The organism is Micrococcales bacterium (genome assembly GCA_016703125.1).
In the GTDB taxonomy this organism is placed as follows: domain Bacteria; phylum Actinomycetota; class Actinomycetes; order S36-B12; family UBA10799; genus JADKAV01.
Map to the genome: position 1 here is coordinate 85321 of JADJCR010000006.1, position 22266 is coordinate 107586.

Here is a 22266-nt window from a genome sequence, read left to right on the forward strand (position 1 = left end):
GTTCGGCAGACTACCGCGGCCCGGCGGGCGCCAGCGGCGTGACACGCCCACGCCGCGCTGACGGGCGCTCAGGTGCTGGTCGGCAACGTCAGCGGGTTACCGGCGATGACCGGGTGACCTATGACCTCCCGGAAGCCGTAGCGCAAGCTGCGCACCAGTTCATCGCGGTCGTCGACAGCGGCGTCATCGGTGCTGATCCCGACACTGGCCACGCCCGCATAGGTGAGCATCGTGATGTTGATCGCCGCCCCGATCGTGGCCACCAGCGGGTACATGCGCTCGATCTTGGCGCCACTGAGCCAGACCGGCACCGGCACGCCGGGCACATTGGAGGCGGTGAGGTCGGAGGTCTGAGCGGCTGCCGACAACAACTCCGGGGGCAGGAACCGCGAGAACTCGGCGAGGTTGTCCGCCAGCCGCAGGGCTGGCTCGGCCCGCCAGCTGCGCACCGTCTGCGCCGCGGCCTCCAGCACGTCGTCGATGACGTTGGAGATGGGGATCTCGAAGCGGGCGATGGTCACCGAGTTGGCCGCGTCGTCACCGCTACTGCGCAGCGAGATGGGCATGTTCATGCGCAACTCGTCGACCGGCCTGCCCATGCGTTCGTGATAGCGGTGCATGCCGACGCTGATCGCCGCCAGGAACAGGTCGTTGACGCTGCGGTTGCGCTTCTTGGCCGCGGCTCGGTACGCCGCGAAGTCCATGTCGATGGTGTCGAAGTGGTAGTTGATGCTGCGCTGCTGCATGATCGGCGACAGCGGGCCGAAGGGCACCCGCGTGAAGCGCATGACCGAGCCGGCTGTGCGCCGTGCGCGGCTGATCATGTCGCCAGGGTTCTTGACCGCCTCCATCGTCAGCGGCCCCAGCCCGCGGATCGCGTCCTCGGCGGTTCGGGCCACCCAGCCGACGTTGTTGCGGATGACCGCCTCCAGGAAGCCGGTGGTGTCGAGCACAGCCGGCTCGGGGGCCTCTGGCATCGGCCCGAGTTCCACACCCTCCGGAGCGAAGTCGAACAGGGCCAGACCCAGTTGCACCGCCCCCTGACCGTCGGCGATGGCGTGGTGCAACTTCATGATCAGCGCCGCACGACCGCCCGGCAGACCCTCGAGCAAGGTGGCCCGCCAGAGCGGGCGATCCCGGTCGAAGTCGGCCATGCTCTGCCGGCGGGCGTCCTCGAGCACATCGGCCCAGGTCGAGCCCTTCGGCATGCTGAATCGGCGCATGTGGAACGAGAGGTCGAAGTTGGGGTCGACCACCAGGCGCGGGGTCTGCAGTCCGATGGGACCTTCCACCACACGCGACCGCAGCACCGGGGCCAAGCGGGTGGCGCGCTCGAAGCGTTTCGTGAGCTGCGCCCAGTCGGGGCTGGATTCGAGGACGAGCAGTCCGATCATCGTGGAACGCATCACCGGGTCGTCGGTGGCCATCCGCCAGGTTGCGAAGTCCCACCCGGAAAGGCGTTTAGCCTCCACGGTCGCCTGCTTCCCGCGCAGCGGGGCAGGCTGCTTGCGGGCCCTGGCGGGGGCTTTCTTGGCGGGGGTCTTCTTCGCCGCCGGTTTCTTGGCGGGGGTCTTCTTCGCGGGGTCTTCTTCGCCGCCGGTTTCTTGGCGGGGCTTCTTCGCGGGTCTTCTTCGCGGCGGGTCTGGCCGGGGCCGACTTGCTCCCGTGCGCGGGCGCCGGGCTATCTGGGCTGGTGGCCACACTTCCTCCTTGTGAACGCTTATGCCTACGCTATCCCCGCTCCGCAGGGTCGCGCTCCCCACCGCCACCCGGGAGACCGCCGCCGGCCACGGGCCAAAGGCGGGAGCGACACCTACACCGGGGAGCGATCGTGCACGGTTGGAACTCTCCCCGACGTACCGAACACTCCCGGGTACAGCAAACGGCGCAGCTTCACCGCCGCGCCCCTGGCTCAACCGTCAGGCGTCGATCTGGGCCATGACCTCGTCGGACACGTCGAAGTTCGCGTACACGTTCTGCACATCGTCGCTGTCCTCGAGCGCCTCGAGCAGCCGGAAGATCTTCCCCGCGCCGTCTGCCTCCAGCGGGACAGTCACACTGGGGACGAACTGGACCTCGGCCGAGTCGTAGTCCAGGCCCGCGTCCTGCAGCGCGGTGCGCACCGCGACCAGGTCACCCGGTTCGCTGATCACCTCGAACTCTCCGTCGAGGTCGTTGACCTCCTCCGCCCCGGCGTCGAGCACCGCGGTCAGCACATCGTCCTCGCCGAGACCGGCGGCGGGCACCATCACCACGCCCTTGCGGGTGAACAAGTACGACACCGACCCGGGGTCGGCCATCGAACCACCGTTGCGGCTCATCGCGACCCGGACCTCACCGGCGGCACGGTTGCGGTTGTCGGTCAGGCACTCGATGAGCACGGCCACCCCGTTCGGCCCGTACCCCTCGTACATGATCGTCTCCCAGTCCGCTGCCCCCGACTCCGCGCCGGAGCCGCGCTTGATCGCCCGGTCGATGTTGTCCATCGGGACGGAGTTCTTCCGCGCCTTCTGGATGGCGTCGTACAGCGTGGGGTTGCCTTCCGGGTCGCCGCCACCAGTGCGGGCAGCCACCTCGATGTTCTTGATGAGCTTGGCGAAGAGTTTGCCGCGCTTGGCGTCGATCGCCGCCTTCTTGTGCTTCGTCGTCGCCCACTTGGAATGGCCGCTCATGCATCCTCCTGAACCATGTCCACCAGCAATGCGTGGAATCGAACGTCGTCGGTCACCTCGGGGTGGAACGCGGTGGCCATGGCATTGCCCTGTCGGACCGCGACGATTCTAACCGAGCCGTCGTCCAGCGAGACGGTGCCGAGGACGCCGACCGAGGTTCCCACCCGTTCCACCCACGGCGCGCGGATGAAGACCGCCGTGATCGGCGGCCCGGGCAACGATGGCACCACCACCGGGGACTCGAAGGAATCGACCTGCCGGCCGAAGGCGTTTCGGCGGACGGTCATGTCGATGGCGCCGAGCGCCAACTGGTCGGGCCGGCCGTCGAGTACCTCGCTGGCCAGCAGAATCATGCCCGCGCACGTGCCCAGGACCGGTAGTCCGCCGGCGATGGCCTGCCGCAGCGGGCCCTCGAGATCGTTGCGCTGGATGAGCATCCCGATGGTCGTGGACTCCCCGCCCGGGATGACAAGTGCGTCGACTGCGGCCAGATCCGCGGCGGTGCGCACCTTGACCGCATCGGCACCGCAGTCGTCCAGCATCCGCAGATGCTCGCGGAAGTCACCCTGTAGCGCGAGAACGCCTACCCGTGGGGTCACCAGCCGCGTTCGGCCAAGCGGTGCGGTTCCGGGATCTCCTCGACGTTGATCCCGACCATCGCCTCGCCGAGCCCGCGCGACACCTTGGCCAGGATGTCGGGGTCGTCGTAGTGGGTCGTCGCCGCCACGATGGCCGCAGCCCGTTGCGCGGGGTTGCCCGACTTGAAGATGCCGCTGCCGACGAAGACGCCCTCCGCGCCGAGTTGCATCATCATCGCCGCGTCCGCCGGGGTCGCGATGCCACCGGCGGTGAACATCACCACGGGCAGTTTACCGGCGCGGGCCACCTCGGCGACCAGTTCGTAGGGCGCCTGCAGTTCCTTGGCAGCCACGTACAGCTCGTCCTCGGGCAGACTCGTCAGGCGCTTCATCTCGTCGCGGATCGTGCGCATGTGGGTGGTGGCGTTGGACACGTCGCCGGTGCCGGCCTCACCCTTGCTGCGGATCATCGCCGCCCCCTCGGTGATGCGGCGCAGGGCCTCGCCAAGGTTCGTCGCGCCGCACACGAACGGCACTGTGAAAGCCCACTTGTCGATGTGGTGCGCGTAGTCCGCGGGGGTCAGGACCTCGGACTCGTCGACGTAGTCGACGCCGAGGGACTGCAGGATCTGCGCCTCCACGAAGTGCCCGATCCGGGCCTTGGCCATCACGGGGATGGACACCGCCTCGATGATGCCGTCGATCAGGTCCGGGTCGCTCATGCGTGCCACGCCACCCTGGGAGCGGATGTCCGCAGGCACCCGCTCAAGGGCCATCACGGCCACGGCACCTGCGTCCTCAGCGATCTTGGCCTGCTCGGCGGTCACCACGTCCATGATCACGCCGCCCTTGAGCATCTCGGCCATGCCTCGCTTGACGCGGGCAGAACCGGTCACGTGCGTGGGATCACTCATCAGGGGTTCCTTTCAGGTCTGCCTTCCATGGTAGGGGCGATCCCCGGCTTCACCTACTGCGGAGGGCGGAAGGGACTTCGTCGTCCAGTTCGACGGTGTGCGGCAGACCAGCCGACCCCGCCAGCCGGAACAAGCGCACCGTCCGCTGCCGGCGCACCGCCAGGCACGAGCGCACCGCATCGTTGTGGAAACGCCGCGACCAGGCGGCCTTCTGCACCGCAGCGGACATGTCCGCCAGGATCTTGTCGCCGTCGGGCTGTTCGGCGATCTCGGCGACCAGGCCAGCCGCCACTGCGGCATCCAAGGCTTTGGTCAGGGCGCTCTCGGCCGCACATCGCGGCGGCGGGAAGTCGGTACCGGTGGCACGGGCCTGCGCCAATGCGCCGTCGGCGGCGTCGGCGAGCAACACCGTGGTGGCCGGGTCGAGCCGGCCGGAACTGGCCAACGACAGGATCTCGTTCGCCCGTTCCATGAACTGGCCCTGCAGGGCCGTGCGGGAGGTGTCCACGCGGTGGTGCAGGCGGTCCAGGCGCGCGGCGGTCTGCGACAGGTACAGCACGACCACCGCGACGAGCGCGAAGGTGATGATGACCGCAGCGATGTCCATCAGCCATCGTCCCGTGGCCGCGCCAGTCGTCCGACGAACTGTCCCCGCATGTCGTTCTCCACAGTCTCGCCGCTGACTGTGACACTCTCGTAGACCTGCTCGATCTCGCGGGCGACCACCTCCCAGTCGAACTGGCGGGCGCGCGCGTGCCCGGCGGCTCCCAGTTCCGAACGCCGCCGCGGGTCGGCCAGCAGGGCGTTGACGGCGGCGGCCAGCGCATGTGGGTCGCCGGTGGCGAACAGCACCCCGGACCGCCCGTCCTCGAGCACCCGGGCGAACGCCTCGAGGTCGCTGGCCACGACCGGTGTCCCTGCCGACATCGATTCCAGCAGGACGATCCCGAAGCTCTCACCCCCGGTGTTCGGCGCCACATACACGTCGGCGCTGACGAACGCGCTCGCCTTGTCCGCGTCGCTGACCAGTCCCAGGAAGCGAACGTGGCGGCGTACCTGATCGGAGAGGTCCTCGGCCGCCTCGTCCTGGTCCCCGGCCCCGCGACGAGCAACTCCACGCCGGGATGCGCCGCGATGATGGCCGGCATGGCCGCCAGCAGTACCTGCAGACCCTTGCGCGGCTCGTCGATGCGCCCGATGAAGAACAGCGTCGGCCCCTCGCGGGGGTACCCAGGGAAGGCGGCGGCGTCCTCGTATTCGGCGCAGGTGACCCCGTTGGGGATCAGCACAGCGTCCCCTCCCAGGTGTTTGACGAGCGTCTGCCTGGCCTCCTCGCTCACTGCGATCCGGGCCGAGATCTTCTCCATGGCTGTCTGCACGAGGTAGTACGCCGCGGTCAGAGCCCGCGAGCGGGTCTGGGAGCTGTGCCAGGTGGCGACGATCGGTCCGCGCGCCGCCCAGCAGGCCAGCACACTCAGAGTGGGACTGGCCGGCTCGTGCACGTGCAGGACGTCGAACTCCCCCTCCTTGATCCACCGCCGCACCCGGGCGGCCGACACCGGCCCGAAGTTGACCTTGGCGACCGAACCGTTGTAGGGCACGGACACCGGTGTTCCGCCATCGACCACGAACGGTTCGAGTGGGTAGTCGTGGTCGTCGACAGGGGCCAGCACGCTGACCTCGTGGCCCAGGCGCTGCAATGCGATGGCCTGATCGTGCACGTGGGCCTTCACCCCGCCGGGCGATGTCCAGTCGTAGGGGCAGACGATCCCGACCCTCACCGCGTCGCCCGCGAGTCGAGGTCGGAGAGGAACACTGGCTGCAACATGTGCCAATGCCCGGGGTGGCGGCGGATCCCCTCCTCGAGGCGTACGGCCATGGACTGGGTGAAGGCCTGCGCGGCGACGAGGAAGTCCTCGTCGAACCGGTCGGCCCCGATCCAGTCCCCGGCGGGGCGTTCGACAGGCGGGAAGACGTGCACGTGGGCACGCGGTCCTTCGTAGTACAGCGCACAGGCCAGCAGCGGCGCACCGGTCAGCATCGCGATCGCCGACGGACCGATGGGCATCTTCGCCGGCTCGCCGAAGAACTCCACCTGCACGCCGTTGCGGCTCAGGTCGCGGTCGGCCAGCAGGGCCAGCAGCCCGTTGCCCCGCACCAGCTCCACGAGTTGTTCGAATACACCCTCAGTCCCCGCGTGGGGCAGGATCTTCATGCCCACGGCCCGCCGGAAGTCCAGGAACTCCTCGTACAGCCGCTCGGGCTTCAGTCGCTCAGCCACGCTGATCACTTGGGCGAAGTGGACGCTGGCCCAGGCCCCGGTCAGGTCGTAGTTACCCGCGTGCGGGACGCCGAACACCACTCCATGGCCATCGGCGAGCGCATCCTCGAGGTAGTGGGCGTTGATCGCGCGGTGGCGGTGGGTGATCTCCTCCCGGCTCCACGACGGCATCCGGAACGCGTCGCACCAGTAGCGCAGGTAGGAGCGCATCCCCTCATGGGACACCTCCCGGATGTCGGCGTCCGAGGCGTCAGGGAGCACTCTGCGCAGGTTCTTCTCCAGTTGCACGACACCCTTGCCGCGCCGGCGCCAGGCGAGGTCGGCGAAACGGTCGAACGTCGCGTACGCCTGCTTCTCCGGCAGGGCGCGCACGATCCGCCACCCGGTGGCGTAGGCCCAGTAGGTGACCTCGTCCTGGACGTTCATGCCATCGCCTGCCGGTACACGTGCGCGAAGCGCTGCCAGACGGTGATCATCACCAGCACCGCGAGCACGAACAGCGCTGCGGGCAGGATGTACGGGATCCCCAGGCCGTACAGGAACGCCGGGATCAACACAATGAGCATCCGCTCGGTCCGTTCGGCGATCCCCACAGCACAGTCCAGCCCGACGCTCTCGGCACGGGCGCGGGCATAGGAGATCAGGAAGCCCCCCACCAGGCACACGAGCGCGGCCGCCTGCACCCAGATCGACTCGGTACGCACCGCCCAGATCAGCACCGAACAGAAGATGAAGCCGTCAGCCACCCGGTCGAGGCTGGAGTCCAGGAAGGCGCCCCAGACGCCGGTCCGCTCCTGCAGGCGCGCCATGGTGCCGTCGAGCATGTCGGAGAATACGAACAGCACCATCACGAGGATGCCCGGCACGAAGTCACCGCGGGGGAAGAAGTAGAGGGCGGAACCGCTGACGCCGACCGTGCCGATAACCGTCACGGCGTCGGGGGACAACCCGATCCGCAGCAGTCCGCGGGCCACCGGTTCGACGACTTTGGCCAACGCGGCACGCGCATTGGTCTGATTCAGCATGCGCGTGTCCCTTCGAAGCAGCGTGGTGGTACCCACTCATGCTATTAGTCACGAGGTGTCCCCTCTGACGTCCGGCGCGCCCGTGGCCCTGGTTTTCGGCCTGCACGAACCCAGCGTCCGCTGGACGGTGAACCACCTGCGGGAGGCCGGCGCCGGGGCGGTCGCCCTTCCCGCGGGACTGCCGGCGGCCGCGGCGGCGTCGGCGGTGGCAGCCGCGGATGCGTGTGTGCACCTGCTCAGCGCGGCTCAGGGAGTGGATGGCACGTTCCTGGAGTACTGGCAGTTGTCCGCCGAGGCCGGCAAGGCCCGCTATGTGGCCGTGTACGAACTGACTGCGCTGTCACTCGACGTCAACGAGGCCGCCGCCATCGCGGCACGGGTGCTCGAGGAGGACGTGCTGGTGACCACCCTGCCGCTACTGGACGAGGGCGAGGCGGTGATCGGCGTGCTGGACGTCATCAGTGGCGAGCAGTGGTTCCCGGGCGGCGACGTGCAGGAGCCCCGCGAGGACTTCGTGCAGGCCGTCGAGGCGGAGACGAACACCTGGCTCGATGAGGCCGATGCGGCGGGTATGCCCCCGCTGGACGCGCTGCGCGAGGGGCTGCTGGCGGTGGCGGTGACCCTGGACACGCACAGCCGGGCCGGCGTGGACTGGCTGGCCCGGCACCTCCCCCGACCGGCAAGTGCCGTCGGCGACGACGGTGCTGGCGTCGCACGCCGAACGGGCGGTGGTGGTCGCCGGTCCCGAGGGCCTGACCGTCGGTCGGGCCATGGCACTGGCGGGCACGACCACCAGCAGCGTCCGGGTCACCGCACTGGCCAGCCTCGGCGAGCCGGGCCTGGTGTCGCACCTCGAGCCCGGTGCGCTCGCCGCCGCGGACATCGAACCACCGGTGGCCGCCGGCACGCTGCTCATCGCCGGGAGCTGAACCCGGCTCAGCCGGGCCAGGCCTGCGCCAGCAACTCCCGGGTCTCCTCCAGCAGTGCGGGCATGGTCTTGGTGCCGCCCACGACGGTGATGAAGTTCGTGTCCCCGCCCCAGCGCGGGACGACGTGTTGATGCAGGTGCCCGGCGATCCCGGCGCCACCGATGGCGCCCTGGTTCATGCCGATGTTGAAGCCCTGCGGCCCCGCGACCGCCCGCATGGCGGTCATGGCGTGCTGGGTGAATGCCGAGAACTCCGCGGTCTCCTCCGGCGTCAACTGGGTGTAGTCCGGGATGTGCCGATAGGGGCACACCAGCATGTGCCCGGGGTTGTAGGGGTACAGGTTCAGCACCACATAGACCCGTTCCCCGCGATGCACGATCAGCGCCTCGGCGTCGTCGAGGCCCGGCACCCGGCAGAACGGGCAGTCGTCCCCGGCCTCCTGGTGGTCCGGCCGGTTCTCACCCTTGATGTAGGCGATCCGGTGGGGCGTCCACAACCGGTCCCACGCCGAGGCGCCGGCCATCAGACCTGCCGCTTCTCGGTTACTGCGGCCACGATCTCCGCGATCGCCTCGACGACCGGGATCCCGTTGCGCTGCTCGCCGTTGCGGTATCGGAAACTCACCGCCCCCGCGGCGATGTCGTCGTCGCCGGCGATGAGCATGTACGGCACCTTCTGCTTCTGCGCGTTGCGGATCTTCTTGGGCATGCGGTCGGATGTGGTGTCCACCTCCGCGCGGATCCCAGCCACCCGCAGTCGCGCGGCGATCCCCTGCAGGTACTCCTGGTGGTGATCGGCGACCGGGATGCCCATCACCGTCACCGGCGCGAGCCATGGCGGGAAGGCGCCGGCGTAGTGCTCCAGGAGGACGGCGAAGAAACGCTCGATGGATCCGAACAGGGCCCGGTGGATCATGATCGGGCGTTCCCGGCTGCCGTCGGCGGCCTGGTACTCCATGTCGAAGCGCTGCGGCAGCTGGAAGTCCACCTGGATGGTCGACATCTGCCAGGTCCGCCCGATCGCGTCCTTGGCCTGCACCGAGATCTTCGGGCCGTAGAAGGCCGCACCCCCCTCGTCGAGGACCAGTTCGAGATCCTGCCGCTTGGCTGCCTCGTACAGGATGGCGGTCGCCTCGTCCCACTCCTGCTCCGTGCCGATGCTCTTCTCCGGGTCGCGGGTGGACAACTCGAGGTAGAAGTCGCTCAGGCCGTAGTCCTTCAGCAGGTCGAGCACGAACGTCAGCAGGGCGTCTAGCTCCTCGGGCATCTGCTCGCGGGTGCAGTAGATGTGGGCGTCGTCCTGGGTGAAACCGCGGGCACGGGTGAGCCCCTGCACCACGCCGGACTTCTCGTAGCGGTACACGGTCCCGAACTCGAACAGGCGCAGCGGCAGTTCCCGGTACGAGCGCCCGCGGGCGCCGTAGACGAGATTGTGCATCGGGCAGTTCATGGGCTTGAGGTAGTACTGCGCGTTGTCCATGTCCATCGGCGGGTACATGCCGTCGGCGTACCAGTCGAGGTGCCCGGACTTCTCGTAGAGGGCCGCTTTGGTCACGTGCGGGGTGTTCACGAAGTCGTACCCGGCCTCGATGTGCCGCTGGCGGGAGTAGTCCTCCATCACGTTGCGCACGATCCCGCCCTTGGGGTGGAAGACCGCCAGCCCGGATCCGATCTCCTCCGGGAACGAGAACAGGTCCAGCTCCGACCCCAGCTTGCGGTGGTCACGCCGGGCGGCCTCCTCCAGGAAAGTCAGGTATCCCTTGAGTTGGTCCTTGCTCGGCCAGGCCGTGCCGTAGATGCGCTGTAACTGCGGGTTGCGCTCGTCGGACAGCCAGTAGACGGCGGCGCTGCGCATGACTTTGACCGCGTTCGGCGGGATGTACTTGGTGCTCGGCACGTGGGGGCCCCGGCACAGATCCGACCAGCAGACGGCGCCAGTGCGGTCGAGGTTGTCGTAGACGGTGAGTTCCGCGCCACCGGTCTCCATGATCTCGTCGCTGTTGCCGCCCTTCTTGCCGATCAGTTCGATCTTGTAGGGCTCCGCGGCGAGTTCGTGATGCGCCTCGGCCTCGGTCACCACGCGGCGAGAGAAACGCTGCCCGCTCTTGAGGATCTCGATCATTCGCTTCTCGATGCGGGCCAAGTCGTCGGGATGGAACGGCTCGGCCACACCGAAGTCGTAGTAGAAGCCGTCCTTGATGGGCGGGCCGATGCCCAGATGGGCCGTCGGGAACAGGTCCTGCACCGCCTGGGCCAGGACGTGCGCGCTGGAGTGCCGCAGCACGGCAAGGCCGTCAGGCTCGTCGACACCGACCGGTTCGACCATGTCACCCGGCCGCAGTTCGTGGGCGAGGTCTTTGAGTTCGCCGTTGACCCGGGCGACGACCACGGTGCGGTCCTCCGCGAACAGGTCGGCCGCCGTGGTGCCCGCAGGCACGGAACGTGGCTCTGCGGACACGATGACATCGAGGGACACGGCGCTGGCCTTCCTGATAGCGGGATCTGTGACCAGTCTAGTGAGCCGGGCCCCGACCACCTGTCCGAGTTCGGCCGGTGGTCAGGCGCTCTTGTTGCGCTTCAGCGTCCACAGCACGTGCATCTCACCGGTCACCGTGCCGTCCTCGGTGGCGATGGTGATGTCCACGCGGAACTCCGGGCGGGTGCCACCCTCCATCTCCGCCAGGATCTCGGCCACCGACCGGGTCATGACCGCGGTGGCGAGGACCGGCCCCATCGCGATCTTCTTGTAGGCGATCTTGGCCTCCACCGCCAGCGGGGTCACCACATTGAGGTGGTCGGCGAAGTTCCCCAGCACCAGCGCGCCCGAGGCCGACTCCCCCAGCGTGAACATCGCGCCGGCGTGGGGGCCACCGATGTGATTGTGATAGGGCTGCTGATCCGGTAGCCGCATCACTGCGGTGTGCTCGTCGAGCTGCTGGAACTCCAGGTTCAGGGTGCCCACCATGGGGACCAGGGTCGGCATGCCCTTTTCAACGGCCTCGAAATCCATGCCGCGAGCATTCCACGTCCGGGCTCGACCCGTTACGGTCGGGGGGTGGTTGTGACAGTCTTCGACATCGACGGAGTGCTCGCTGACGTCCGGCATCGCCTGCACCACCTGCAGAGCCACCCCAAGGACTGGCACGGTTTCTTCGCCGCGGCCGTCCTCGACCCGGTACTTGAGGAGGGCCGCCAGGCGCTGCACGAAGCGCAGGCTGCCGGCTCCACCATCGTCTACGTCACCGGCCGCCCCCGGCGGTGGCGGCGGGACACCCAGGACTGGCTCGCGCGCCACGGCCTGCCCGACGGCCCCCTGCACATGCGCCCGAACCACGACCGCCGACCGGCGCGCTTCTACAAGGCCGACGTGATCGGCGGGATCGCCGCGCAGGACGACTTGGTGGCGGTGATCGACGACGACGACAGAGTCGTGGCGCACCTGCAGGAACTGGGACTGCCGGTCCTGCACGCCACGTGGATGCGCGATGAACCGCGCCAACTGGACCTGCTCGAGCAGGCCCAGGAGACCGAGGGCCGCACCTGAGCCGACGCCCTCAGCCGAGGGCCCGGATCCGCACGTCGATCTCCTGCTGCACCTCGCGCACGATCTCGTCGGGCAGCCCCTCCCGGTCGCGCAACCGGAGCAGTTCCTCATGTTCGGCGCGCATCATCTCCGCGCCGATCTCCTTGACAGCGGTATGGGAGGCCGGCCGCGGCGCGTCACCGAGGTCGGCGATCTTCGATGCGCGGTTCAGCCGCTCCTCGGCCGCAGACCGCAGGCGCTCGACAAGGTCGGGTGACAACGGATCGCCGGTACGCTGCGAGGTCTCCTCGATCTGCTCGAGCCGGTCCAGCGACGCCCGCGCCAGCGACACCCGGACCCGGCGCTTGACAGCAGTGTCGTCGTCGTGCGGCAGGTTCACGGCCCTCGCCAGCCAGGCGACGGTCGGCGCCACCAGTAACGACAGGAGCACGACTCCGAACGTGATGCTGATGACCAGTTCCCGGTAGGGGATGTTCACCCCCGCGTCGGTGGTGACGGGCAGCGTGAAGGCCGCCAGCGCCGACACCGGGCCGCGGGTGCCCGCCCAGGCGGCCACCAGCCAGGCCCGGTCGCCGCGAGCGTTGCCTCGGGTCATGAAGTACACGAAGACGAAACGCGCGGCGACCAGCGACAGGAAGATCACCGGGACGGCGTACAGAAGGGTCCGGATCTGCGAGGACGGCATCTGCTCGATGACCAGCGGCATCTCCAGCCCGACGAGGAAGAAGGCCGCGGATTGCAGCACGAAGGTGATGGTCAGCCACAAGCTGGTCGCCTGCAGCCGGCCGGTGTACCGCACTACGCTCGAGGTGCCGTGGGCCACCACCAGCGCGGCCACCACCACGGCCAGGATCCCCGATCCTTCGACAGCTTCGGCGGCCAGATAGATGGGCAGCGGGGCCAGCAGGATCGTCCCGTTGGCCACCGTCGTGTCCCGGGAACGCCGGACCATCCACATCAGCAGCAGGCCCGCCCCGAGCCCCACCAGACCACCGCCCAGCACCGAGGCCGCCAGGATCAGGGCCCCTTCGGAGGCGGTGACACTGCCGGCCGCGGCGGCCACTGAGCACACGCGCAGGAGGGTCAAGGCGGTGCCGTCGTTGACCAGGCTCTCCCCCTCCAGCACGTTGACGAGCCGGCGCGGCAGGCCGGCCTTGCGCGCCGTGGCCGACACCGCCACCGCGTCGGTGGGACCGAGGATTGCTCCGAGGGCGAAGGCCATCGTCACCGGGATGCCGGGGATGGCCAACTGCGCGATGAAACCGACGACGACGGCACCGAAGACGACCAGCCCGACGGCGAGGGCCATCACCGGCCGGCTCACCCGGCGCAGGTCCACGATCGAACTGGTCAGCCCCTCGCCGAACACCAACGGGGCCAACACGAGCACGAGCACGAACTCGGGCTCAGCGACCCCTTCCGGGCCGAATGGGGCCAGCCCCAGCAAGATCCCGGCCAGCAGCAGCGGAATCGCCGTGGACCATCCCCGGTTGCGGCAGGAACCCGCGATGAGCACGGCGATGACCACGGCACTGCCGATGTCGAAGATATCGGCAGTGGACATGGGTCAGCAGCGTAGCGACGGGCGTTCAGGCGTAGTCGGTCACCGGCGCACAGGTGCAGTGCAGGTGGCGATCGCCGTAGGCATTGTCGATGCGGCGCACGGGCGGCCAGTACTTGTCCGGCGTGCCCGCTGGGAACACCGCCTCCCGCCTGGTGTACGGCCGGTCCCAGTCGTCGACGAGGCATTCCGCGGTGTGGGGAGCGTTGCGCAGCGGGCTGTCCGCCACCTGAACCTCCCCGCCGGCGATCCGGTCGATCTCGGCACGGATGGCGATCATCGCGTCGCAGAAGCGGTCGAGTTCGCGCAGATCCTCACTCTCGGTGGGTTCCACCATGAGGGTTCCGGCGACCGGGAAGGACATGGTCGGCGCGTGGAAGCCGAAGTCGATGAGGCGCTTGGCGACGTCGTCCACGGTGACCCCGGTCGTGCGGGTGATTTCCCGCAGGTCGAGCAAGCACTCGTGGGCGACCAGGCCGTTGGCACCGGAGTAGAGCAGAGGGAAATGCCCGGACAACCGGCGGGCGACATAGTTCGCCGAAGCGATGGCCACCTTGGTCGCCTGAGTGAGCCCCTCGGCGCCCATCAGGCGCAGGTAGACCCACGGGATCATCAAAACGCCCGCACTGCCCCAGGGCGCTCCGGACACGGGCCCGCGCCCCACCGGACCTGCCTCGGGCACCAGCGGATGACCCGGCAGGAATGGGGCCAGGTGCGACTTCACCGCCACCGGCCCGACCCCCGGACCACCGCCCCCGTGCGGGATGCAGAACGTCTTGTGGAGGTTGAGGTGGGACACGTCGGCGCCCACGTCCGGCAGGCGCACCAGCCCGAGCAGGGCGTTCATGTTGGCACCGTCGACGTACACCTGCCCACCCGCGCCGTGCACGAGGTCGCAGATCGCCCGCAGGCCGGTCTCGAACACCCCGTGCGTCGACGGGTAGGTCAACATGATCGCGGCCAGCCGGTCACCGTGTTCGGCGACCTTGTCCCGGACATCATCGACGTCCACGTCGCCGGCGTCGGTGCACCGGACGACCACCACCCGCAGGCCGGCCATCACCGCGCTGGCGGCGTTGGTCCCGTGGGCACTGCTGGGCACCAGGCACACGGTGCGTTGATCGTCGCCGTGGGACCGGTGATAGCCACGGATGGCCAGCAGCCCTGCGAACTCGCCCTGGGAGCCGGCGTTGGGCTGGACACTGACCCGGTCGTAGCCCGTGGCCGCGGCCAGCCACCGCTCGAGGTCACCGATCATCTCTCTGGTGCCCGCGGACTCCTCGGCCGGGGCGAACGGGTGCAGACCCGCGAACTGCGGCCAGGTCATCGCCTCCATCTCCGCGGCCGCGTTGAGCTTCATGGTGCACGACCCCAACGGGATCATCGTGCGGTCCAGCGCGAGGTCCTTGTCCGACAGCGCCCGCAGGTAGCGCATCATCGCGGTCTCGTTGTGGTAAGCGCCGAACTCCGGGTAGTCCAGGATGTCGTCGCGGCGCCGGAGATCAGCCGGGATGCGGGAGTCCCCCGGGACGCGTCGGGCCCCGAAACACTCCAACACCGTGTCCACGTCGGCCTCGGAGGTGGTCTCGTCGCAGGTCATGCCCACCGCACCGTCGAGCAGTCGCAGGTCGATCCCGCGGACGGCGGCCGCGGCGAGCACCGCGGCCGGATCGGCGTGGCTCACCACCACGGTGTCGAACAATTCCTCATGCCACACGGCCAGCCCGTGGGCCTGCAGGGAAGCGGCGAGCGTGGTGGCACGCTCATGAACCCGCTCGGCGATCCGCCGCAGTCCCGCCGGACCGTGGTACTGGGCGTAGAAGGCGGCGACAAGTGCGAGCAGCACCTGTGACGTGCAGATGTTCGATGTCGCGCGGTCCCGGCGGATGTGCTGCTCACGGGTCTGCAGCGCCAGGCGCATAGCCGGGTGTCCGGCCGCGTCCACGCTCACTCCGACCATGCGGCCGGGCAGCTGCCGCTCCAGTCCGGTGCGCACCGCCATGAACGCCGCATGCGGGCCGCCGAAACCCATCGGCACGCCGAAACGCTGTGCGGACCCCACGACGATGTCCGCCCCCAGGTCCGCCGGCGCCCGCAGCACCACGAGGGCCAGCGGGTCGCAGGTCACGGTGAGCAGCCCACCGACCTCGTGAACCTGTTCGGCCAGGCGCCGGAGGTCGCGAACCCGGCCAGTGCCCGTCGGATAGCCCACGAGTGCCCCGAAACACGCCTCGGGCAGCACGGACGCCGTGGTGTCCAGGACCTCGATCCGCACCCCGATTGGCTCGGCCCGGGTGGCCAGGACCGCCAGGGTCTGGGGGTGCAGGTCGGCGTCGACGACGTACGTGTCGCCGCGACCGACCCGGTGTGCCAGAGCCATGGCCTCGGCCGCGGCGGTCGGTTCGTCGAGCAAGGAGGCGTTTGCGACGGGCAGCCCGGTGAGATCGGCGACGAGGGTCTGGAAGGTGAGCAAGCCTTCCAGCCGGCCCTGCGAGATCTCCGGCTGGTAGGGGGTGTAGGCGGTGTACCAGGCTGGGTTCTGCAGCACGTTGCGCTCGATGACGGCCGGGGTGACGGTCGCGTGGTACCCCAGCCCGATCATCGATGTGCGGGGGTGGTTGCGCGCAGCGATGTTGCGCAGCAACTGGCGGGTCTCCGGTTCATCGGCAGGCGCCGGCAGGTCCAGGGGGCGGTCGGTCCGGATGTCCGGCGGGACCACGGCCGAGATGAGGCTATCGAGGTCGTCATACCCCAGCACCTCGAGCATGCGGGTGAGGTCCGCGGGGGCGGGACCGATGTGGCGTTCGGTGAACGTAGGACTATCCAATCTTGCGGGAGCGGCGGCGCGACAACTCGTCGTCCACCACGGTAATGCTGCCGTCTGCACGCTCAGCCGGCAGCGAGGCGAGATCGCTCTCCACCTCCCGCCAGACAGCACCCACAGCGATCCCGAACACTCCTTGCCCACCGTGAACCAGATCGATGACGTCCTCGGCGCTGCGGCACTCGTAGACGCTGGCCCCGTCGCTCATGAGAGTGATCTGGGACAGGTCGGTCACGCCGGTGGATCGCAGGTGTTCCAGAGCGGTGCGGATCTGTTGCAACGTCACGCCGGTCTCCAGCAGCCGCTTGACGATCTTCAGCGTGACGATGTCGCGGAAGTTGTACAGCCGCTGCGAGCCGGAGCCGGCGGCGGTGCGCAGGCTCGGCTCCACCAGCCCCGTGCGTGCCCAGTAGTCCAACTGACGGTAGGTGATTCCCACGATCTTGGCCACGACGGGCGCCCGGTACCCGGCATCGTCGGGTACGTGCAAGTCGTCGGCGAACAGTTCCTGCTGCACCACCTCGGGGACTGCAGACGAGTTGGCGAGTGCCTCGTTCATGGTTTCTCCTCGGCTGTCCTGCGAGATTGCCTGCGAACTGCGCTATCGCAAACTTAGGGGCACGGCCCGCAACGACGCGACCGACACGCCCGGCGGGATACCCGCAATGTCTCAACCTGAGGTTGACATTTAGTCATTGGGCGCTGCCGCCCTCGAAGTCCTCCGGGGTGACATGGTCCAAGAATTCGCGGAAAGCCTCGACTTCCGCCTCATCTTCGGGCTCTTCGTCCGCTTCAGACGGCATGTCGATGGCCGCATCGTCGAGAACGTGCTCCGCGGCGAACAGTGGGGAGTCGGTCCGCAGTGCAAGCGCGATCGCATCGGAGGGACGTGCGGACACGGTGACCCCGTTGTCGAAGACGAGTTCGGCGTAGAAGATCCCGTCGCGCAGATCGACGATGTCCACACGGGTCACTGTGCGTCCGAGAGCGGAGATGACGTCACGGAGCAGATCGTGGGTCAGCGGCCGTTCCGGCTGTACCCCCTGCTGGGCGAAAGCAATCGCCGTCGCTTCGACGGCGCCGATCCAGATGGGCAGGAACCGGTTGGATTCGCTGTCCCGCAACAGCACGATCGGCTGATTGGAGGGCATCTCGACCCGCACACCCACGACATCCACGGCTCGCACGGATTCACTCTACGCCCCCGCTGACGCTGCGACACCCTCGCGCGGATGGCGCCGGGTCACAGCTGTGAACGCATCACCGCCACGTGTACCCGGACCAGTGCCGAGGCCAGTTCCCGCGCGCGTTCGGTGTACTGCTCGTCACTCTCACCCGACCTCGGCTGCCCCAGTGCCGCAGTGTGAAGATCGACCTCCCGGCGCACGGCGAGGTACACCGGACGGGCGTTGCGCACCGGTACGCCACAGTCGCGCAGGGCCGCGAGGCTGCGCGCGGCCTCGACGTGGTCCAGTGTGTAATCGGTGGTCTCCGGCAGCAGGCCGAGGGCAACCGCCTGGGCGAGATCCTCGGCGCTGAGGCCGGACTCCCGGCAGATCTCGCCGGCCTTGAGGCGCACGCCGGTGTCCAGGGACGACACATCGGAGCCGGTCGTCTCCGGCATGGTCGGCTGAGGGGTCGAGTCCGCCGGTGCCGGCGCCGTGAGGCCCCGGTCGAGCGCGTCGAGGTGTTCTGCGATGACCTTCAGCGGTAGATAGTGGTCGCGCTGCATGGTCAGCACGTAGCGGATCCGCTCGAGGTGTGCGGGGGTGTACTTGCGGTATCCCGATGGCGTGCGCAGCGGCGCCACCAGACCCTCCGACTCCAGGAACCTGATCTTGCTCACACTGACGTCGGGAAACTCGGGCCGCAATGACGAGACCGTCTCACCGATGCCCATCAAGTGCGTAGTAGTCATTCGGTCAGGTGGTCCTCGTCAGCGTGCAGGTACTGCAGGCGGAATTTGCCGATCTGCATGAGGTCACCGGAGGTCAGTTGGTGTCGTTCCACGGACGTGCGGTTCACGTACGTGCCGTTCAACGAGCCCATGTCCACGACCGCCCACCCGTCGCCGTCGGCCACGAACTCCGCGTGATGCCGGGAGACGGTGACGTCGTCGAGCATGATGTCGGCGTCAGCGGCCCGACCGACCGACAGTCGGTCGCCGGTCAGTTCGAACCGCTGCCCGATCTCCGGGCCACGTTGCACGACGATGACGCTCATCCCCTTGGTCAGCCCGGACAGACCCGCCACCACCGGCACCGGGCCGGTGTCGCGCTCGTCGACGACCACCGCACCGGTCGGGTCCTCCTCGTTACGCGCACGCGGCGTCCCGCATGCCGAGCAGAAGCGGTCCTCGGGCTCCAAGGGACGCCCGCACCGCGCACATTCGTTGCTCACCGCACTCCTCACGGACACCAGAAGCCTCTACGTTAACCGAAGAGTCAGACTCCGGTGGTATCAGTCTTTCTGGACGAGGGCGTCATAGTCCGTGGAAGACAGTAGCGCCTCTGCCGCGTCCGGGTCGGCCGGTTCGATGACGAACAGCCAGCCCCCCTCGTAGGGGTCGGCGTTCACGGTCTCCGGCGCGGTCTCCACCGCGTCGTTGCGCGCGACCACCGTGCCCGCGACCGGCGCGTAGATCTCGCTCACGCTCTTGGTCGACTCGACCTCCCCGATGGCGTCGCCGGCGCTGACATCGGCCCCCACCTCCGGCAGCGCCACGAAGACCACATCACCGAGCGCGTCCTGGGCGAAGTCAGTGATGCCTATCCGCAGGTTGCCGTTCTCCAGCGGAAGGACCCATTCGTGTTCTCGGGTGAAGCGCCGATCGTCAGGTGTCATACCCCGAAGATTAGTCGGTCACCGACACGTTCGGGTCGGCCTCCGGCAGGTTCACCGTGCTGAGAATCTCCACGCGGTCGAGTTCGGTGATGACGATCGAACCGTCCTGCGATTCCACCGTGTCGGCGATCCCACCGGGGATGCGCATGGCGGTGGCCATGGTGCTCGGGCCCCCGATCGCGGTGATCTCGTAGGGACCGCCGACCACCGTGCCACTGATCGAGATCCCGTCGCCGGAATCGGCGAACCAGGTGTCCACCACCACCCGATTGCCGTTGACCTCGATGGCCTCCGCCCCGGCGTCGCGCAACTCCTGCACCGTGTTGAGCAAGTCGGAGGCGAAGAAGGCATCCTGACCGTCGATGCGCATCTTGATCCCCGGACCGCGCACGCCCGTCGTGCCCGCCAGGACGCGCAAGGAGTCTGCCCGCTGCTGGGTCTCCTGAAGCGCTTCGGCCGAGGTTCCCGTGCGCAGTCGCTGTTCGGCGGCCTGGAGGCGCAGGATCTCACCGTCCAACCGCGTCTGCCGGGACTGCAGGTCGTCCAACAGGCGGACCAGGTCGGGCTCGCGCGCAGTCGCCAGGAATTCGTCGGCGCCCTGCCCGCGCACCACTGCCACCGCTCCGATGCCGATCAGCACGCAGACGATGGCCACGCCCCACTGGCGCGTCCTCATGCCTTGAACATCCTGCGCCGGATGGCCGCGGCGTTGGCGAAGATCCGCATCGCCAGCACGACCACCACCCCGGTGGACATCTGTGCCCCGACCCCCAACTGGTCGCCCAGCCACACGAGCACGCACGCGACCGCGACGTTGCCCAGGAAGGACACCACGAACACCTTGTCGGAGAAGTTGCCGTCGAGCATGGAACGCAGCGCGCCGGACACCGCGTCCAGACCGGCGATGACGGCCACGGGCAGGTAGGCGTCCATCCAAGTCGGCACGTCCGGGGAGAACACGACACCGAGGATGATCCCGACGATCAACCCGATGAGGGCGATCATGACCCTCCCCCTTTCAGGATCTCGGCCTGCAGCGGCAGATTCGCCGTGGACGCCGGGACGTCGACCGAGTCGGCCGCCGTCACCTCCGACTGTATGCCGTAGTCGGTTCCCAACTGCGCCAGATCCTTGCTGCTCTGACCCTCTTCAAATCGGTCGGCCAGCTCCGCCGGGCCGATGGCCACGATCCGGTAGGGCGGCTCCAGGGGACGGTAGTCCACGAGGATCGCCTCACCGGCGGTGCGGATCGCCGTGGCCGACGTCAGGCGCACGTCGTTGATGGCGATGGCCTGCGCGCCGGCCTCCCACAGACCGTTGACGGCCATCTGCATGTCGATGTCCAGCACCGTGGCCTCCGCGGGTTCGACGCCGCGCGGCAGGGGCGGTTCCGCGTCGTCCAGGGTCACGACCGCACCGGGCCCGGTGAGAGCCACGAAACCGGTCGCCACTTCCAGGGAGCGCAACTGCTCGGAGAACTGCTCACCGAGCCCGCCGGTGGCCAGTTGTTGGAGCTGGGACACGCTGGCCCGCAGCTGCGCGGTCTTCTGCTGGGACTCCCCGGCGCCCTGCGTCGCCCGGTCGATCCGGCTGATCAGATCGTCGCGGCGTTGCTCGGCCGCGGGCTGCACGTTCTGCCGCTGCCAGAAGGCGGTGACCAGCAGCATGCCGATCACGGCGAAGAGCACGGCGGCGATGACCGGGTTCCCCTGCGTGGTCGGAGAGCGCTGCTCGGCCAGGGCATAGTCGTCGGCCTGCGCCTCCGCCAGGAGCCGGTCGAGCAGGCTCGCCGGCCGCTGACCACTCACCGTGCGGCCGCCATGATCCGCCGGGCCTGGCCGATGTACAGCACCGCGGCCCACCAGTAGAGCGCGGTGCCCCACACGGCGAACGCCCATCCGAAGACGTTGGCGGTCTGGGCGAGCGATCCGGTGCCGTCACCGAGCAGGAGCAGCGGGAAGGCGTACAGCAGGCAGAAGGTCGCTGCTTTGCCGAGAAAGTGCACCGGAAGACCGGTGACCCCTCGTCGTTTGAGGACCGCCAGGACGACACTCATGATGACGTCACGCGACACCAGCAGCACCACGAACCACCACGGCACGATCCCGCGCAACAGCAGCCCGACCAACGTCGCCAGGATGTACAGGCGGTCGGCAACCGGGTCCAGCAGCTGGCCCACACGGGAGATCTGGTGCCAGCGACGGGCCAGGAAGCCATCGAGCCAGTCCGTGAACCCCGCCAGCATCAGCACCGCGACGGCCAGGCCGTCGGCTTCTGGCACCAGGATCAGCCAGAGGAACAACGGAACCCCGAGCAGGCGCAAGGCCGACAGGATGTTGGGTACCGTGAGCACCCGATCCGTCTGGACCTGCGTCGACTGGACCTCCACGCGCCCAGCCTAGGCGGCGGGCGGGAACTGCGGTGCGGACTCCCCCGAGCCGGCGCGGAATGCCAGCACGAGCACCCAGATCGCGATGCCGATGATCACCAGGCCCGCGATGGCCATCCCGATGGCGGCGCTGCCGGCCCACGCGACCGTGGCGAGTACCGAGACCTGACCGTCGACACCCCGGGAGGCGTCCTCGTTCATGACGACCAGCGTGGTCTCGGCGTCGGACACCGGCCAAGCGACCGTGACGTCCTGTCCGGAGGCCTGGTCGGCCCAGAACGGCTGCAGGGCCGGCGCCTCCGGCACACGGTCACCCGGGATGCTGGTCTGGTTGACAGTGTCCGACGTGCTGTCGATGCCGGTCACCAATTCGTACGGGGCCCCCTGCAAGTAGTCCAGGGAGTCCACCTTCGGGGCGACGCCGACGAACAGCGACTCGTTGCCGGTGACCTCGAGCCGGACGTCGAACCAGTCCTCCTCCACGGGCAGCGGGGCGTCACTGCTGATCTCGAAGTCCGTCACCACCACCGCCCGGCCGACCTCGGAGGTCACAGAGCCGATCGGGATCCTCGCCTGCCCATCGGTGCCGAAGATCCCGAACAGCACCGCCCCGGCGCCCATCAGGCCGATCCCCACCAGCCCCAGCACCGCACCCAGGATTCCCAGCACGAGTCTCTTCATCTGTTCACCGTAATCGCCGGACCGC

At 68.6% G+C, this 22266-nt stretch carries 23 protein-coding genes and 1 pseudogene; 1 reads left to right on the plus strand and 23 read right to left on the minus strand.

Annotated elements, in window-relative coordinates; all coding sequences use genetic code 11:
• Positions 1-68: 68 nt before the first annotated feature.
• The 11 genes and pseudogenes from IPG68_11090 to IPG68_11140 all read right to left on the minus strand — a co-directional run bounded on the left by IPG68_11090 (position 69) and on the right by IPG68_11140 (position 11408).
• A complete protein-coding gene (locus tag IPG68_11090; protein ID MBK6763764.1) occupies positions 69-1703 on the minus strand; it encodes a DUF1298 domain-containing protein in 1635 nt (544 codons plus the stop codon).
• Positions 1704-1919: 216 nt separating this feature from the next.
• The gene (locus IPG68_11095; protein MBK6763765.1) at positions 1920-2672 is read right to left on the minus strand and encodes a YebC/PmpR family DNA-binding transcriptional regulator; all 753 of its coding nucleotides are present in this window, start codon (positions 2670-2672) and stop codon (positions 1920-1922) included.
• The gene (gene pdxT / locus IPG68_11100; protein MBK6763766.1) at positions 2669-3274 is read right to left on the minus strand and encodes a pyridoxal 5'-phosphate synthase glutaminase subunit PdxT; all 606 of its coding nucleotides are present in this window, start codon (positions 3272-3274) and stop codon (positions 2669-2671) included. Before pdxT ends, IPG68_11095 begins: the two co-directional genes overlap by 4 nt.
• Complete coding sequence (pdxS, locus tag IPG68_11105) at positions 3268-4164, minus strand: pyridoxal 5'-phosphate synthase lyase subunit PdxS (GenBank protein ID MBK6763767.1); 897 nt, start codon at positions 4162-4164, stop codon at positions 3268-3270. The genes pdxT and pdxS overlap by 7 nt, the downstream gene beginning before the upstream one ends.
• 49 nt (positions 4165-4213) lie before the next feature.
• Positions 4214-4771 (minus strand): hypothetical protein, encoded by a 558-nt coding sequence (locus tag IPG68_11110; GenBank protein ID MBK6763768.1) that lies wholly within the window; start codon positions 4769-4771, stop codon positions 4214-4216.
• Positions 4771-5945 (minus strand): annotated as a pseudogene (locus IPG68_11115) (glycosyltransferase family 4 protein). The gene IPG68_11110 and the pseudogene IPG68_11115 overlap by 1 nt, the downstream one beginning before the upstream one ends.
• Positions 5942-6871, minus strand: a complete 930-nt coding sequence (locus IPG68_11120; GenBank protein ID MBK6763769.1) for a phosphatidylinositol mannoside acyltransferase — start codon at positions 6869-6871, stop codon at positions 5942-5944. Before IPG68_11120 ends, IPG68_11115 begins: the two are co-directional and overlap by 4 nt.
• Positions 6868-7470 carry a CDP-alcohol phosphatidyltransferase family protein gene (locus IPG68_11125; protein ID MBK6763770.1) on the minus strand — a complete coding sequence of 201 codons (603 nt, stop codon included), beginning with the start codon at positions 7468-7470 and terminating at the stop codon, positions 6868-6870. Before IPG68_11125 ends, IPG68_11120 begins: the two co-directional genes overlap by 4 nt.
• 936 nt (positions 7471-8406) lie before the next feature.
• Positions 8407-8922 (minus strand): HIT domain-containing protein, encoded by a 516-nt coding sequence (locus IPG68_11130; protein ID MBK6763771.1) that lies wholly within the window; start codon positions 8920-8922, stop codon positions 8407-8409.
• Positions 8922-10835, minus strand: coding sequence for a threonine--tRNA ligase (locus tag IPG68_11135; protein ID MBK6763772.1), 1914 nt, complete (start codon positions 10833-10835; stop codon positions 8922-8924). The genes IPG68_11130 and IPG68_11135 overlap by 1 nt, the downstream gene beginning before the upstream one ends.
• A 120-nt stretch (positions 10836-10955) precedes the next feature.
• Complete coding sequence (locus tag IPG68_11140; GenBank protein ID MBK6763773.1) at positions 10956-11408, minus strand: DUF4442 domain-containing protein; 453 nt, start codon at positions 11406-11408, stop codon at positions 10956-10958.
• A 51-nt stretch (positions 11409-11459) separates the two neighbouring features.
• Between IPG68_11140 and IPG68_11145 the strand changes: the two genes are divergently transcribed.
• A complete protein-coding gene (locus tag IPG68_11145) occupies positions 11460-11942 on the plus strand; it encodes a hypothetical protein (GenBank protein MBK6763774.1) in 483 nt (160 codons plus the stop codon).
• Positions 11943-11952: 10 nt separating this feature from the next.
• On the opposite strand, the gene IPG68_11150 is transcribed toward IPG68_11145, so the two are convergent.
• From IPG68_11150 to IPG68_11205, 12 genes are all read right to left on the minus strand, one after another.
• Positions 11953-13506: a cation:proton antiporter gene (locus IPG68_11150; GenBank protein MBK6763775.1), complete on the minus strand. Its 1554-nt coding sequence runs from the start codon at positions 13504-13506 to the stop codon at positions 11953-11955.
• Between the two features lie 25 nt (positions 13507-13531).
• Positions 13532-16390 (minus strand): aminomethyl-transferring glycine dehydrogenase, encoded by a 2859-nt coding sequence (gene gcvP / locus IPG68_11155; GenBank protein MBK6763776.1) that lies wholly within the window; start codon positions 16388-16390, stop codon positions 13532-13534.
• Positions 16323-16886 carry a MerR family transcriptional regulator gene (locus IPG68_11160; protein ID MBK6763777.1) on the minus strand — a complete coding sequence of 188 codons (564 nt, stop codon included), beginning with the start codon at positions 16884-16886 and terminating at the stop codon, positions 16323-16325. The genes gcvP and IPG68_11160 overlap by 68 nt, the downstream gene beginning before the upstream one ends.
• 133 nt (positions 16887-17019) lie before the next feature.
• Entirely contained in the window at positions 17020-17514 is a 495-nt protein-coding gene (locus tag IPG68_11165; protein ID MBK6763778.1) for a bifunctional nuclease family protein, read from the minus strand.
• Between the two features lie 56 nt (positions 17515-17570).
• A complete protein-coding gene (locus tag IPG68_11170; GenBank protein ID MBK6763779.1) occupies positions 17571-18245 on the minus strand; it encodes a MerR family transcriptional regulator in 675 nt (224 codons plus the stop codon).
• Complete coding sequence (locus tag IPG68_11175; protein ID MBK6763780.1) at positions 18242-18727, minus strand: FHA domain-containing protein; 486 nt, start codon at positions 18725-18727, stop codon at positions 18242-18244. The genes IPG68_11170 and IPG68_11175 overlap by 4 nt, the downstream gene beginning before the upstream one ends.
• A 60-nt stretch (positions 18728-18787) precedes the next feature.
• Positions 18788-19171, minus strand: a complete 384-nt coding sequence (gene gcvH / locus IPG68_11180; protein ID MBK6763781.1) for a glycine cleavage system protein GcvH — start codon at positions 19169-19171, stop codon at positions 18788-18790.
• 10 nt (positions 19172-19181) lie between these two features.
• Positions 19182-19847: a DUF881 domain-containing protein gene (locus IPG68_11185; protein ID MBK6763782.1), complete on the minus strand. Its 666-nt coding sequence runs from the start codon at positions 19845-19847 to the stop codon at positions 19182-19184.
• The gene (locus IPG68_11190) at positions 19844-20176 is read right to left on the minus strand and encodes a small basic family protein (GenBank protein ID MBK6763783.1); all 333 of its coding nucleotides are present in this window, start codon (positions 20174-20176) and stop codon (positions 19844-19846) included. Before IPG68_11190 ends, IPG68_11185 begins: the two co-directional genes overlap by 4 nt.
• The gene (locus IPG68_11195) at positions 20173-20979 is read right to left on the minus strand and encodes a DUF881 domain-containing protein (GenBank protein MBK6763784.1); all 807 of its coding nucleotides are present in this window, start codon (positions 20977-20979) and stop codon (positions 20173-20175) included. Before IPG68_11195 ends, IPG68_11190 begins: the two co-directional genes overlap by 4 nt.
• Positions 20976-21560 (minus strand): CDP-alcohol phosphatidyltransferase family protein, encoded by a 585-nt coding sequence (locus IPG68_11200; protein MBK6763785.1) that lies wholly within the window; start codon positions 21558-21560, stop codon positions 20976-20978. The genes IPG68_11195 and IPG68_11200 overlap by 4 nt, the downstream gene beginning before the upstream one ends.
• 9 nt (positions 21561-21569) lie before the next feature.
• Positions 21570-22241, minus strand: coding sequence for a hypothetical protein (locus IPG68_11205; protein MBK6763786.1), 672 nt, complete (start codon positions 22239-22241; stop codon positions 21570-21572).
• Positions 22242-22266 lie beyond the last annotated feature (25 nt).

Bases quoted from the DNA above. Each gene is read 5' to 3' on its own strand.
- IPG68_11160 (MBK6763777.1), bottom strand. From the start codon at position 16,886: ATGAACGAGGCACTCGCCAACTCGTCTGCAGTCCCCGAGGTGGTGCAG.
- IPG68_11170 (MBK6763779.1), bottom strand. From the start codon at position 18,245: ATGACTACTACGCACTTGATGGGCATCGGTGAGACGGTCTCGTCATTG.
- IPG68_11110 (MBK6763768.1), bottom strand. From the start codon at position 4,771: ATGGACATCGCTGCGGTCATCATCACCTTCGCGCTCGTCGCGGTGGTC.
- IPG68_11120 (MBK6763769.1), bottom strand. From the start codon at position 6,871: ATGAACGTCCAGGACGAGGTCACCTACTGGGCCTACGCCACCGGGTGG.
- IPG68_11130 (MBK6763771.1), bottom strand. From the start codon at position 8,922: ATGGCCGGCGCCTCGGCGTGGGACCGGTTGTGGACGCCCCACCGGATC.
- IPG68_11095 (MBK6763765.1), bottom strand. From the start codon at position 2,672: ATGAGCGGCCATTCCAAGTGGGCGACGACGAAGCACAAGAAGGCGGCG.
- IPG68_11190 (MBK6763783.1), bottom strand. From the start codon at position 20,176: ATGATCGCCCTCATCGGGTTGATCGTCGGGATCATCCTCGGTGTCGTG.
- IPG68_11205 (MBK6763786.1), bottom strand. From the start codon at position 22,241: ATGAAGAGACTCGTGCTGGGAATCCTGGGTGCGGTGCTGGGGCTGGTG.
- IPG68_11150 (MBK6763775.1), bottom strand. From the start codon at position 13,506: ATGTCCACTGCCGATATCTTCGACATCGGCAGTGCCGTGGTCATCGCC.
- IPG68_11140 (MBK6763773.1), bottom strand. From the start codon at position 11,408: ATGGATTTCGAGGCCGTTGAAAAGGGCATGCCGACCCTGGTCCCCATG.
- pdxS (MBK6763767.1), bottom strand. From the start codon at position 4,164: ATGAGTGATCCCACGCACGTGACCGGTTCTGCCCGCGTCAAGCGAGGC.
- IPG68_11125 (MBK6763770.1), bottom strand. From the start codon at position 7,470: ATGCTGAATCAGACCAATGCGCGTGCCGCGTTGGCCAAAGTCGTCGAA.
- gcvH (MBK6763781.1), bottom strand. From the start codon at position 19,171: ATGACACCTGACGATCGGCGCTTCACCCGAGAACACGAATGGGTCCTT.
- IPG68_11185 (MBK6763782.1), bottom strand. From the start codon at position 19,847: ATGAGGACGCGCCAGTGGGGCGTGGCCATCGTCTGCGTGCTGATCGGC.